This is a genomic window from Streptomyces sp. NBC_00210, assembly GCF_045160975.1.
In the GTDB taxonomy this organism is placed as follows: Bacteria; Actinomycetota; Actinomycetes; order Streptomycetales; family Streptomycetaceae; genus Streptomyces.
Window position 1 is genome coordinate 5,740,704 of the sequence record NZ_CP108120.1, and the last position, 13,255, is coordinate 5,753,958.

The 13,255-nt window shown below is 70.3% G+C and carries 10 protein-coding genes; 5 read left to right on the forward strand and 5 right to left on the reverse strand.

All coding sequences use genetic code 11. The features are described 5' to 3' along the window. Positions 1 to 163: 163 nt before the first annotated feature. A complete protein-coding gene (locus OG729_RS25960; protein ID WP_405808276.1) occupies positions 164 to 3,487 on the reverse strand; it encodes a S8 family serine peptidase in 3,324 nt (1,107 codons plus the stop codon). A gap of 172 nt (positions 3,488 to 3,659) precedes the next feature. Continuing rightward, positions 3,660 to 4,205 (reverse strand): CGNR zinc finger domain-containing protein, encoded by a 546-nt coding sequence (locus OG729_RS25965; protein ID WP_360876087.1) that lies wholly within the window; start codon positions 4,203 to 4,205, stop codon positions 3,660 to 3,662. Positions 4,206 to 4,323: 118 nt separating this feature from the next. On the opposite strand from OG729_RS25965, the gene OG729_RS25970 reads away from it, so the two are divergent. From OG729_RS25970 to OG729_RS25980, 3 genes are read left to right on the forward strand one after another with little or no spacing between them, the layout of a single operon-like run. After that, the gene (locus tag OG729_RS25970) at positions 4,324 to 4,779 is read left to right on the forward strand and encodes a VOC family protein (RefSeq protein WP_360876089.1); all 456 of its coding nucleotides are present in this window, start codon (positions 4,324 to 4,326) and stop codon (positions 4,777 to 4,779) included. A gap of 13 nt (positions 4,780 to 4,792) precedes the next feature. Continuing rightward, positions 4,793 to 5,809: a pyridoxamine 5'-phosphate oxidase family protein gene (locus tag OG729_RS25975; RefSeq protein ID WP_405808277.1), complete on the forward strand. Its 1,017-nt coding sequence runs from the start codon at positions 4,793 to 4,795 to the stop codon at positions 5,807 to 5,809. Beyond that, entirely contained in the window at positions 5,712 to 6,185 is a 474-nt protein-coding gene (locus OG729_RS25980) for an NUDIX hydrolase (protein ID WP_405808278.1), read from the forward strand. Before OG729_RS25975 ends, OG729_RS25980 begins: the two co-directional genes overlap by 98 nt. Positions 6,186 to 6,223: 38 nt before the next feature. Here OG729_RS25980 and OG729_RS25985 read toward each other — a convergent pair whose 3' ends face one another. Both OG729_RS25985 and pepN read right to left on the reverse strand, forming a co-directional pair. Further along, positions 6,224 to 7,246 (reverse strand): hypothetical protein, encoded by a 1,023-nt coding sequence (locus OG729_RS25985; protein ID WP_405808279.1) that lies wholly within the window; start codon positions 7,244 to 7,246, stop codon positions 6,224 to 6,226. A gap of 531 nt (positions 7,247 to 7,777) precedes the next feature. After that, positions 7,778 to 10,381: an aminopeptidase N gene (gene pepN, locus OG729_RS25990; protein WP_405808280.1), complete on the reverse strand. Its 2,604-nt coding sequence runs from the start codon at positions 10,379 to 10,381 to the stop codon at positions 7,778 to 7,780. Positions 10,382 to 10,514: 133 nt separating this feature from the next. On the opposite strand from pepN, the gene OG729_RS25995 reads away from it, so the two are divergent. Continuing rightward, the gene (locus OG729_RS25995) at positions 10,515 to 11,150 is read left to right on the forward strand and encodes a DsbA family protein (protein ID WP_405808281.1); all 636 of its coding nucleotides are present in this window, start codon (positions 10,515 to 10,517) and stop codon (positions 11,148 to 11,150) included. Positions 11,151 to 11,255: 105 nt separating this feature from the next. After that, complete coding sequence (locus OG729_RS26000) at positions 11,256 to 12,470, forward strand: IS30 family transposase (RefSeq protein WP_405803418.1); 1,215 nt, start codon at positions 11,256 to 11,258, stop codon at positions 12,468 to 12,470. A gap of 119 nt (positions 12,471 to 12,589) precedes the next feature. Here the strand turns inward: OG729_RS26000 and OG729_RS26005 are convergent, their stop codons facing one another. Continuing rightward, complete coding sequence (locus OG729_RS26005; protein WP_405808282.1) at positions 12,590 to 13,225, reverse strand: superoxide dismutase; 636 nt, start codon at positions 13,223 to 13,225, stop codon at positions 12,590 to 12,592. Between the last annotated feature and the right edge of the window lie 30 nt (positions 13,226 to 13,255).

Here is a 13,255-nt window from a genome sequence, read left to right on the forward strand (position 1 = left end):
TTCTGTCTGTGCGTACTGTCTGTGCGTAGATCTGTGTGTATGACGCGGGCAGCCTGCCCATCATGCGTATGACCGGGGTCTTCTTGTCCAATCCATTGTCCGGCATGCGAAAAGGGCGGGCGTCCGGAATGGACGCCCGCCCCTTTCAGTCAGCCCACTGCGGCTACGGCGTGACCTTCTCGATCACGACGCTGCCGGTGCCCGCGACCGTGCCGCGGCCGTTCAGCAGCTGCACCTCGCCGAAGAACTGCCGCCCCTCGGGAGCCGCGCCGCCCACCAGCACCTCGGCGCTGACCTGCGCCGACGCCCCGTTGGCGAGCTTGACCGGCTTTGCCGAATCGACCTTGACCGAGCCGAGCGAGGGCGCGAAGAACACATCGCGGTAGTTGTACTCGGTGGTCCCGGCCGGGACGGCGTAGCCGTCGACCACGATGGTGTAGGTGCCGGCGGCCGGCTTGAGCAGGCTCACCGCCTCCTCCGAGTCGCCGTCCGCCGACTGGCCGACCTGCACACCGTTCCGCAGGACCGTCAGGTCCAGGTCGGCACCGGTGTCGGAGACCCCGCCGATGGCGACGTCCAGACGCTCGACGCCCTCACCGATGGTCACCGTCGACTCCTGCGACTCACCGTTCTTGATGGACGGCCGCGCGACCTTCGCCGAGCCCAGCGAACCGCCCGCGAGCTTGCCGTCGATCGCGGCGAAGCCGTTGGTGACCTTCCACTCGACGGGGGCCGGAGCGCCGACCTTCGCCTCGGGGAGGGTCTTGACGGCCGGGTCGAAGGAGGCGCCCAGCAGGCTGACGTCCAGCTTGTACGGGTTGTCGAGCAGCGGAGACGTGCGCCGCGACTCGACCTCGATCTCCCAGACGCCCGGCGTCGGCTCGGGGTACGAGCGCAAGTCCGGACGGCAGGTGTTCGCCGGATTGTTGTAGTTGGGGTAGCAGAAGATCGTGGAGCTGTCCTCGACGCCCACGCCGTACGGGTGGATGCCGATGAACCGGGTCTGGCTGTTCGCGGCCAGACCGCCGAGCGCGACCTCGAGGTTCTTCGCGCCCTCGGGGACCGTGACGAAGTACGACTTGTGGCTGTTGCGCTGCACCGAGCCGGACGCCGAGAAGGTGTACGCAGGCTTCGCGAGCTCCTTGGCGACGACCACGGTCGTCATGATCTGCTTGTCCACGCCCTCGGTGCGCGGGTCGTCCGCCTCCAGGATCGCGCTGTGCACACCGGCCGCCTTGGGCCTGGCCACGACCTTGACGGTGACCGGAGTGTTCAGCGGCAGCGTGACCGCGCCGCTGCCGGGCAGGTCGAAGGTGCCGTCGTTGTACTTCCAGTCCAGCTCGTGCCGCACAGGGCGGTCCGGGCCGGTCGTCCGCGTGATGACGACGTCGTAGGTCTTCTTCTGGCCGGCCTTCAGACCGCCCTCACGGTCGTAGAGGCCGGTGCCGAAGCCGGGGGTCTTCAACGCGAAGTCGATCGCGGTGTCGACCGGGGCCTTGACGCTGTACTCATGGGCGGTGGCGCCGTCCTCGACGGCGTCCCATGCGTCCACGATGTTGATCAGGCCGGAGCCCTGCTCATGCGCCTGCACTCCGGGGATACGGTGCGCGGTGCTGGTCAGCGCCGTGCGCAGCTTCGCCGGGGTCAGCTCGATGTGCCGCTGCTTGGCGGCCGAGAGCAGCAGCGCGCTCGCGCCCGCGGCCTGCGGCGAGGACATCGAAGTGCCCTGCAGCATGGAGTAGCCGGCCGGGAGCTCGTAGCCCGCCTCCTTGACCGGGCTGCCGGGCAGCCAGGTCTGGGTGGTGTTGATGGAGGCACCGGGCGCGGTGATGATCGGCGCGAAGCCGCCGTCCTCACGCGGGCCGCGGGAGGAGAAGGGGAGCATGGCGTACTTCTTGGTCACCGCGGAGCCGTAGTTGGCGGCCCAGGTCTCCTTGGAGATGGCGGCGCCGACGGAGAGGACCTTGTCGGCGAGGCCCGGGTCGCCGATGGTGTTGGTGCCCGGACCCTCGTTGCCGGCCGAGATGACCAGCTGGACACCGTAGGTGTCGATGAGGCGGGTGTAGAGCTCCGCGCGGGCGTTGTTGCCGTCGTTCAGCGCGGGCAGACCGCCGATGGACATGTTGATGATGTCCACGCCGCGGTTGATGACCAGGTCGGCCATGCCCTCGGTGAGCGCGACGTTGGTGCAGCCGCCGCTCCAGGTGCAGGCGCGCGACGAGACCAGCTTGGCGCCGGGGGCGGCGCCGTTCATCCGGCCGCCGAAGAGGCTGTTGGCGGCGGTGATGCCGGCGACGTGCGTGCCGTGCTCGGACTCGATGACGCCGATGTTGACGTAGTCGGCCTTGGCGCCCGCGGCGTTGTAGACGACGTCCTTGCGGACCTCGATGACGAACGGGATCCGCTCGACGACGTCGGTCGCCGGGTCGTCCTTGCCGAAGTAGCCGATCTGGAAGCCGTTCTTGTACGGCTTCATCACGGTGTCGTTCGAGAAGTTCCCGTCGTTGTCGAGGTCGACCGTGGCGGTGCGGGTGCCCGGGTCGTACAGCACGCCCCAGACGTCGGTCGTGTCGCCGTCCCGGTTGAGGTCACCGGCCATGTCGCCGCCCTTGGTGGCGGCCTCGGAGAAGAGGTTGAACTTGTACGCGCCCGCCGGGGCGGAGTACGTACGGCCGTTGACGGCGAACGTCGGGCCGCTGACATCGAGGGACATCCGGCGCCAGGTGGCGTCGCCGTCGGCCACCGGGTCGGTCGCGGTCACCCAGTCGACGATCTTGCGCTCGCCGGTGGTGGTCTTCTGCAGCGCCGGGTGGCCGAGGTCGACACCGGAGTCGAGGATGCCGATGGTCACACCGCGGCCGTCGGCCTTGGGGTGCTCCTTGACGAATTCCACCGCGCCCGTCTCGAAGGACGGGTTGTACGGGTTCTTCGCCGGCGTGTTCTTGCCGGGCGCCGGATACGTACCGGCCTGTGCGTCCGCGGTGCCGGCGGCCTTGGTGGTGTCACCGGCCGGCGTCGGGTCGTCCAGCTTGACCTCGTGCTTGAGGTCGATGCCGTGGACGCTGGAGAGCTTGGCGGCCGCCTTGAGCGCGGCCTCCGCCCGGGCGGTGGGGAGGGTGGCCCGCACATAGCCGAGCTGGTCGTACGTCTTGCCGACCACGGCGCCCTCGACGGCGTCGAGCTGCCCCGCGACCTGCTCGGTCGCACCGGGTGCGGTGGCGACCATGACGGTGACGCTCTTCTCGCCCTTGGCCTCGGCATCGGCGAGCAGTTGGGCGTCGGCCGAGCCGAGCTTGTCGGAGGACGAGGTCTTGACGCCGGCGGAGGTGCCCGGGCCGTCGGCGGGCGCGGCGGAGAAGGCCGGCGCGGCGCCCGTGGCCACCAGCGCGGCCACGATCGAAGCTGCGGCCGCGATGCGGGCCACGCGTCTGTGACCAGGTACGGAGCGCCCTTGTATGGAGCTCTGGGATTCGGGGGTCATCAGCATCCCTGTTTTGTGAAAGACGGGGTCCGGAATTCGGTGCCGGATGACCGCTCAGCCTTTCGTAAATGACAGGGGTTTGTGCAGAGTTGGCAGCGGCGGGTTGCGGACATGGCGGAGATCCGCCACTGCGGAGGATGCGCCGCGCGGGGCAAATGGGTGCTTCTGGGGTTTCGCTTCAGTCTTCGCGGCTGCGGGCGTAGTGCCGGGACGCCTTCGCGCGGTTGCCGCACACCGCCATGGAGCACCAGCGGCGCGTCCCGTTCCGCGAGGTGTCGAAGAAGTGCAGGACGCACGCCTCGTGCGCGCAGGCGCGGATCCGGTCGGGCGCGGTGCGCAGCAGATCGAGATGGCCGCGGGCCGCGATCCAGCCGGGGCCCCAGGCCGGGTCCGCGAACTCCGCCTCCTCGCCGGGGCCGTCGCCGGTGAGTGTGGCGCGAATCCGCCCGTGGCCGAGCACCTCGTCGACGCGGGCGACGGCGGCGGGGTCGCCGGGGGTGTCGACGAGGGCGGCGAGTGCGTCACGGGCGGTCAGGGTCCGCTCCAGAGTGGCCGCGTCGGCGCTGAACCGGTCGGCGAGGTCGTTGCTCACCAGCCAGATGCGCAGTCCGTCGACGCCGGTCAGCAGATCCTGGCCCACGCCCTCATGCGCCCACCGGGTGTTGAGCAGGTCGAGGGAGACCGGCTCGCCGATGAGCGGCCGCGGATCGGACATGGCAGGCATCTCTGAGCTCCTCTCGTGACTAACCGCTCAAGGCTACGTGACCGGTTGACCTCCTGATGTCTAACCTCTAAAGTCGGATTAAGCGGTTAGTCCGCATCGACCTTCTGAGAGGTGTGCCATGACGGCGACCAGCGCTCTGCGTACCGGCCATATCGGCCTCAATGTCACCGACCTCGACCGTTCGCTCCCCTTCTACGGGGACGTTCTCGGCTTCGACCTCCTCGGCCAGGGCAAGGAGGACGACCGCCGCTTCGCCTTCCTCGGCCGGGACGGTCAGCTCGTCCTCACGCTCTGGCAGCAGGCGGACGGGGCGTATGCACCCGCACTCGCCGGGCTGCACCACCTCGCCTTCGAGGCGGAATCCATCGAGCAGGTCCGCGCCGCCGAGGTGCGGCTGAAGACCCTCGGCGTCGACTTCGCGTACGAGGGCGTGGTAGCCCACGGCGAGGGCGCGGCCTCCGGCGGGATCTTCTTCCACGACCCGGACGGCACCCGTCTCGAGATCTACGCCCCCTCCGGCGCCGAGGGCGCCCCCGTGCCCACCGCCGCGGCGCCCACCTGCGGCTTCTTCTAGGGGAGCGGTATCCGTGGACCCGTATCAGCAGCCGTACCACCAGGGCTCGCTCGACGTGCAGCGGCGGGTGGGCGTGAGCGACCAGGCCGCGCACGTCGGCCGGGCGATCGGCGACGGTATCAAACCGGTTGCCGCAGCCTTCCTGGGGCTCCAGCCCATGCTGGTGCTCGGCGCGGCGGACCCGGCGGGCCGGATGTGGGCCTCGCTGCTCACCGGTCCGCCCGGCTTCATGCGGGCCACGGGGGCGCACTCGGTCTCGGTCGCCGGCCGCGTGCACCGGGCGGACCCGCTCTCCGGCGCACTCGCGGCGGGCCCGCTGCCCGTCGGCACGATCGCGCTCGATCCGCGCACCCGCCGCCGGATGCGGCTGGGCGGCACGGCCCGCCCGTCCGCCCGGGGTCTCGTGATCGAGGCGGAGCGGGTCTTCGCCAACTGCCCCAAGTATCTGCAGAAGCGGGAGCTGTACGAACCGGATGCCGGCGGCGGCGAGCGGACCGGTCCCGCCCGGCGCGCGGGACAACTGGACCCCGGCCAGCAGGAGTTCATCCGCGCAGCCGACACCTTCTTCATCGCCACCGGCACGGCGGACGGCGTCGACGCCAGCCATCGTGGCGGCAACCCCGGCTTCGTACGCGTCACGTCGCCCACCACGCTCAGCTGGCAGGACTACCCGGGCAATGCGATGTTCCTGACGCTGGGCAACCTGGAGGCCGACCCGCGCGCCGGACTGCTGCTGCTGGACTGGGCCGGCGGTACAACGCTCCAGCTCACCGGTACCGCGCACACCGACTATTCGGACACCGGCGGCCGCACCACCGTCTTCACCGTCGAGGAGGTCGTCCAGACCGAGGCGGCCAGTCCACTGCGCTGGTCGGCCCCCGAGTACTCGCCCGCCAACCCGAGCGTGGATGCGCCCCCTCTAACCTCACCGCATGAACAAGCAGTTGCGGAACAGGGAACTGAGGGTCGCGGCCTACGCCGTGTGCGTGCGGGACGACGAGATCCTGCTCGCCCGCTGGGTGGCGCGTGACGGCGCCAAGAAGTGGACGCTGCCCGGCGGCGGCATGGACCACGGGGAGGATCCCCTTGACACCGTGGTCCGCGAGGTCGAGGAGGAGACCGGCTACGCGGCCGAGATGACCGCACTGCTCGGCCTCGACTCCATCCGCCGCCAGTACCCGCGCAGACTGGGTTCGTTCGCCGACTTCCAGGGGCTGCGCATCGTGTACGCGGGCCGCATCACCGGCGGCGAGCTGCGCCATGAGACGGACGGGTCGACGGACCTGGCCGCCTGGCATCCGCTGGCGGCGGTGACCGCCCTCGAACGGGTCGAACTCGTCGACATCGGCCTGGAGTTGTGGCGCTCCAGGCCGCCGGCCGGGCGGCTCGCCGGAAACAGCCGATAGCCGGCCGGCTCTTCCTCGCCTGTGACGTGGCCGCCGACTCAGCGCGGGAGGACGACGACGTAGGCGGCGGGGTCCCGCTGCACCGCCGCCATCAGGGCGGTACGGACGACGGTCGCCTGCTGCTCCGGCGACTCCCGCAGCTTCTTCGGCGTGAGGTGCACGACGGTGATGCCGAGCCGTTCCAGATGCTCGCGCTTACGGGCTTGCTCCGACCACTGGGCGTCCTCGCCGTGGCGGGGCGCGCGGGTGTCCAGCTCGAGGGCGACGGCCTGTCCGGGCCAGTAGGCATCGACTCCGCCGAGGTGGGGGCCGCCGGGGAGGCGCAGGTCCACGTTCCACACGGGTTCGGGGAGTTGCTGCGTACGCACCAGCTCGTACAGCCGCTCCTCAGCGAGGGCGCGGCCCTCGGCGAGGAGCGAGTCGACGGCGCCGACGACGTGGGGGCGGCTCAGCAGCCGGGCGCGGCTCAACTCCTTCACGACGGCGGCGGGTTCGCAGTGCCCGGCGCGGACGGCCTCGGTGAGGAGGCGGCGTACGGCGTTGGGGTCGGCGACCTGCGTGACGGCGTCTGCGAGGGCGCGGGGCACGGGGGCGACGGGCACGCCCGTGATCTCTTTCGGTCCCGGCATCCCGTGCGCGCGTACCAGCCGGGCGCAGCCGGTCGAGCGGAGCCGGCGGGTGCGGGGCACGAGGACGTCGATCCGGTCGAGGGAGAGCAGCGGCGGGGCCGACGAGAACTGATAGAGCGCGAGCGCGGCAAGCCCGGTGATCATGGCCTCGCCGAAGCCGGGTGCGCTCCGGGCCTCGCCCTGCGCTGGGAGGACGGGCCGCCCGGCGTACAGGAGCACGCCGTGCAGCCGCTCCTCGCTGGTGGGCGGGCCGGGGTGCAGGAGATACACCCCCGGCAACAACAACTGCCAGGGACCACCGGGCCGGCACTGCGAGGCGGTCCGCGCGGCGGAGACCCCGTGCGCGCGGAGCTGCGCGGAGGACAGGACGCGGCGCTGGACGTCGGCGAGGTGGCTGAGGGGGAGGGGGGAGAGAGGGGTGTTGTGGTTCATGGGACGGGAATGCCCGCGTCCGGCCCGCTTCCTACTCGCTGTTACAGTCTCGTCGACATTTCGGGACAAGGCCGCCCTAAAGTACGGACGTTCGACTGCCGAAAGGGCGCGGGGCGCGGGGGAGCGAGGTGCGGTGTGCGGGGCGCGCCCGGCGCCGGGGACTGACGGCTTCGCGCCGCCGAGCGTGGTGCCGGGGGGCTCGTTCCCGTTACGGGTGCAAGCCCCGGACCTCGTAGGGCGGGACGCCGTACGGGGGTGCGGTGGGCCCCGACCTCCTCCCGCGGGAGCGGCAGCTTCGCGCCGCGAGCGCGTGCGTTCGGCGAGGCCCGGTGCCGGCCCGGGGAGCGGCAGCTTCGCGCGCGCCGAGCGCGGGCGGCGCGAGGCGCAACCAAGCGCCGTCCAGCGCGCGGCGCAAAGCTGCCGCGCACTGCGTGAACCCCGCCCCCGCGCGGCGCGAAGCAGCCGCACCGCCGGGGGCCGGGGGCTTGCCCGGTTCAGGGAAGGGGCGGCGCGGCGCGGGGGCGAAATCCCTCAGGCCGCGCCCGACGCCGCGTCGCACGCCTGGGCCCGCAGCGCCCTCGCCAGGTCGTCCCTCGCCTCCAGCACCAGACGACGCAGGGCCGGGGCCGCCCCCGTGTGGGTGGACAGCCAGTCGTCCGTCGCCGTCAGCGTCGACTCGTCGTCCTGCAGGCTCGGGAACAAGCCCTTCACCACGTCCATGCCGATCTGGATCGACCGCTCCTCCCACACCCGCTCGATCGCATCGAAGTACTTCGCCGCGTACGGCGCCAGCAGCTCCCGCTGCCCCGGCTGCACAAAGCCCGAAATCGTCGCCTCCACCAGTGCGTTGGAGAGCGAGTCCGACTCCACGACCTGCGCCCACGCCTGGTCCTTCACCGCCGCCGACGGCCGCGCCGCCAGGCAGCGCACCTGGTGGCGCTTGCCCGAGGCCGTGTCGTCGCGGGCCAGTTCCGCCGCGATGAAGGACTCGTCCGCCGCCCCGTGCGACGCCAGCGGCTCCACGAACGCCCAGCGCAGCTCCTGGTCCACGTCCAGCCCGTCGATCTTCGCCGTGCCGTCGAGCAGCCCGTCGAGCAGCTGCAGATCCGCCGCCGACGTCGCCGTCGCCGCGAAGAACCGCGCCCACGTCAGCTGGTGCTGGCTCCCCGGCTCGGCCAGCCGCAGCTCCCGCAGTGCGCCCTGCGCGAGCAGCCGTCCGCCCTCCTCGCGCCACGGTGGCGCGGCATAGTGCACCAGCGCCGAACGCGCCCACGCGTGCAGCATCTGCAGCACCCCGATGTCCGACTCGCGCCCCGCGAACCGCAGCACCAGGTCGATGAAGTCCCGCGCCGGCATCAGCGCGTCCCGCGTCAGGTTCCACAGCGCCGACCAGCACAGTGCCCGCGCCAGGGGGTCCGTGATGGCGCCGAGACGCGCCCTCAGCGTGGCCAGCGAGCTCTCGTCGAAGCGGATCTTGCAGTACGTCAGATCGTCGTCGTTGACCAGGATCAGGTCGGGCCGTTCGGCGCCGGCAAGCGCCTCGACGACCGTCCGCGGACCCGTGACGTCCACCTCGGCCCTGGCGTAACGCACCAGGTCCGTCCCCTCGTTCCGGTACAGCCCGACCGCCACCCGGTGCGGCCGCAGTTCATCGCCGTCCTGCCCCACCGCGAGCTCGGTGATCCGATCGCCCGCGTCGTAAGTCGCCACGGGAGTCAGGGAGTTGACACCCGCTGTCTCCAGCCAGGACCGCGACCAGGACGCCATGTCACGGCCGGAGACCTCTTCCAGGACCAGGAGCAGGTCGGCCAGACGCGTGTTGCCGTAGGCGTGGCGCTTGAAGTAGCGCCGCGCGCCCTCCAGGAACGCGTCCTGCCCGACGTACGCCACCAGCTGCTTCAGTACCGACGCGCCCTTCGCGTACGTGATCCCGTCGAAGTTGAGCTTCGCGTCCTGAAGGTCACGGATGTCGGCCGTGACCGGATGCGTCGACGGCAGCTGGTCCGCCCGGTACGCCCACGACTTGCGGTTGTTGGCGAAGGTGATCCAGCCGTTGCTGAACCGGGTCGCGCCCACCATCGAGAAGGAGCCCATGAAGTCCGCGAAGGATTCCTTCAGCCACAGGTCGTCCCACCACACCATGGTGACCAGATCGCCGAACCACATGTGCGCCATCTCGTGCAGGATGACGTTCGCCCGGCGCTCGTACGACGCCTGCGTCACCTTCCCGCGGAAGATGAACTCCTCGCGGAAGGTCACACACCCCGGGTTCTCCATCGCCCCGAGGTTGTACTCGGGCACGAAGGCCTGGTCGTACTTCCCGAAGGGGTAGGGGTAGTCGAAGTGGTCGTGGAAGAAGTCCAGACCCTGCTTCGTCACCAGGAAGATGTCGTCCGCGTCGAAGTGCCTGGCCAGCCCCTTGCGGCAGAGCGCGCCCAGCTGGATCTCCAGCGTCGTGCCTCCCCCAGAGCCTTCGGCCTGGGAGGTACCCCCATCGAACGTCCGCGTGTAGACATCGGTCTTGTAGTGGTACGGGCCGGCCACGACCGCAGTGATGTACGTCGAGATCGGCTTCGTCCCGGCGAACCGCCACACATCGTCCCCGCCGAGCGTGCCTTCCCCGTTGCTCCAGACGGTCCACCCCTCCGGCGCGGTCACCTCGAAACGGAACGGCGCTTTCAGGTCCGGCTGTTCGAAGTTGGCGAAGACCCGGCGGGCGTCGGCCGGCTCGTACTGCGTGTAGAGATAGACCTCGCCGTCCTCCGGGTCGACGAACCGGTGCAGCCCCTCACCCGTACGGCTGTACGCGCACTGCGCATCCACCACCAGCACGTTCTCCGCGGCGAGATTGCTCAGCGCGATCCGCGAGCCGTCGAAGACCGCGGCCGGATCCAGCTTCTCGTCGTTCAGCGTCACCTCGGTGACCGCGGGCGCGATCAGGTCCGCGAAGGTCGAGGCGCCCGGCTGCGGACAGCGGAAGCGGATTGTCGTCACCGAACGGAAGGTGCGGGGCCCGGAGCCCGCCGGCGCATCGCCGACCGCGGAACGCAGGTCGAGGGCCACCTCGTACCCGTCGACGGACAGCAGCTCGGCCCGCCTGCGGGCCTCGTCGCGGGACAGATTCTCACCGGGCACGGGCACTCCTTCGTGTCTCGTTCGAACAGGACCGATCCTCCCATGTGCTCCTGGCACGCGGTATCCGGGAATCGACCGGCGGCAGGTGGCGTTTGCCCGTTCGAGGCGCACGACGTCCCTGATGAGGAGAAGCATGTCCGAGAACGGCAAGACACCCGTGGACTTCTGGTTCGACCCCCTGTGCCCGTGGGCCTGGATGACCTCCCGCTGGATGCTCGAGGTCGAAAAGCTCCGCGACGTCGAGGTCCGCTGGCACGTGATGAGTCTCGCCGTGCTGAACGAACCCAAGCTCGACACGCTCCCGGAGAAGTACCGCGAGGGTATGAAGCAGGCGTGGGGCCCGGTCCGGGTCGTCATCGCCGCGCAGCAGAAGTACGGCGACGAGGTGCTCGGCAGGCTCTACACCGCGCTCGGCACCCGCTTCCACAACCGCGGCGAGGGCGCGACCCGCGAGGCGATCGCGGGTGCGCTGGACGAGGTCGGCCTGCCCGCGGATCTGATCGACTACGCCGACTCGGACGCGTACGACACCGAGCTGCGCGCCTCCCACAAGGAGGGCATCGACAAGGTCGGCCAGGAGGTCGGCACCCCGGTCATCGCGGTCCCGGGCGCGGACGGCAAGCAGCTCGCCTTCTTCGGCCCGGTCGTCACGCCCGCCCCGAAGGGCGAAGAGGCGGCGAAGCTCTGGGACGGCACGCTGATGGTGGCGTCCATCCCCGGCTTCTACGAGATCAAGCGGACGCGCACCGCCGGCCCGAGCTTCGACTGACAGCTCGGCGCCGCGCGGTCCGTGCGCGGCCTGCGCAGGGAAGGGCCCCCGCGAGTCACGCTTGGGTTCTAGGAGTCGTTGCAACACCCCAGTTCAAGGGGTGCGATGGACTTCGAGATCCGCGAGGACCGGCAGCCGCAGGGACGCAAGAAGCTCACTCGTGAGCGGGCGGCATACTTCCGGCTCGTGCAGCAGGGCGTAAGCAATACGGAAGCGTGCCGGATCGTCGGGATCAACCGGCGGACCGGGAAGCGCTGGCGATACGGACGCAACCCGTCCGGCGGGAACAAGGCGGCACCACCGATCCGTTCGGTGGTGCCGCCTTCCGTACCCTCGCGGTACCTGCGCGAGGCCGAGCGGATCCACATCGCCGACCGGCTGCGGGAGAAGGCCACGATCCGCGCGATCGCCGTCGAACTGGGACGCAGCCCCTCAACCATCAGCCGGGAGATCCGCCGCAACCGGCACCCGGGAAACGGGCAGTACCGGCCCTTCGCCGCCCAGGCCCGCGCCGATGGCCGCCGGCCCCGCCCCAAGCCGGGCAAGATCGGCCAGAACCCCGAACTGCGGGCCGCGATCCAGGCCGGCCTGGACGAACGGTGGAGCCCGGAGCAGATCTGCCACGCTCTGCGCAGGTACTTCCCCGACCGGCCGGAGATGCACGTGGTCCACGAAACCGTCTACCAGGCCCTCTACGTCCAAGGACGCGGAGAACTACGCAGACAGCTCGCCGGCGCCCTGCGCAGTGGCCGCGCCCGCCGCAAGCCCCACCGGCAGGCCAACTGCCGCCAGCCCCGCTTCACCGACCCGATGGTCATGATCAGCGACCGCCCGGCCGAGGCGGAAGACCGGGCGGTGCCCGGCCACTGGGAGGGCGACCTGATCATCGGCAAGGACAGCGCCTCAGCGATCGGCACCCTCGTCGAGCGAGCCACCCGCTACGTGATGCTGCTGCACCTGCCCGACGGGCGCGGCGCCGAGCAGGTCCGCGACGCCCTCCAAGAGACCGTGCAGCGGCTGCCTGCCCACCTGAAGCGGTCCCTGACCTGGGACCAGGGCAGCGAGATGGCCGCCCACAAGAGCTTCACGCTCGCTACCGACGTCCCCGTCTACTTCTGCGACCCGGCCAGTCCCTGGCAGCGCGGATCGAACGAGAACACCAACGGCCTGCTGCGGCAGTACTTCCCCAAGGGCACCGACCTGTCCGTCCACACCCGCGACCACCTCGACGTCGTCGCCGCCCAGCTCAACGGCCGGCCACGCAAAACGCTCGGCTGGGAAACCCCAGCCGAGCGCCTGCATAAACTCCTCGCGGCCTGAACAACCGACCACGTGTTGCAACGACCCCTAGAAACCGCCCACGTCCTCGCGGGGGCCCTTCGTTACTCCGCCTGCAGGTGAAGGTTGAGAAGACGATCACGAGCAGGACGATCCATGGCCTACGGCACGATCAGCGGCGTGCGCTCCTTCGCCTCGGCATGGCGCTTCGCCACGTCCTGCCAGTTGACGACCTGCCACATCGCCTCGATGAAGTCCACCTTCTGGTTCTTGTACTGCAGATAGAAGGCGTGCTCCCAGGCGTCGAAGACGAGGATCGGCACCGAGCCCTGGCCGACGTTGCCCTGGTGGTCGTAGACCTGCTCGACGATCAGCCGGCGGCTGACGGGCTCGTACGCGAGAACGCCCCAGCCCGAGCCCTGCGTGGTCGCCGACGCCTTGGTCAGCTGGGACTTGAACCTGGCGAAGGAGCCGAAGGACTCGGTGATCGCGTCGGCGAGTTCGCCCATGCCGTCCTTCTCCAGCGGCTCGCCGCCGCCGTCGCCCGTCATGTTGTGCCAGTAGATCGAGTGCAGGATGTGGCCGGAGAGATGGAACGCGAGGTTCTTCTCCAGGCCGTTGATCGTTCCCCACTGCTCCTTGTCGCGGGCCTCCGCCAGCTGCTCGAGGGTGTCGTTGGCGCCCTTGACGTAGGCCGCGTGGTGCTTGTCGTGGTGGAGCTCGATGATCTGCGGATTGATGACCGGTTCGAGCGCCGCGTAGTCGTACGGAAGTTCAGGAAGCGTGTAAATGGCCATGTCTCTCCGGTCCCTCCCACTACTTATTGC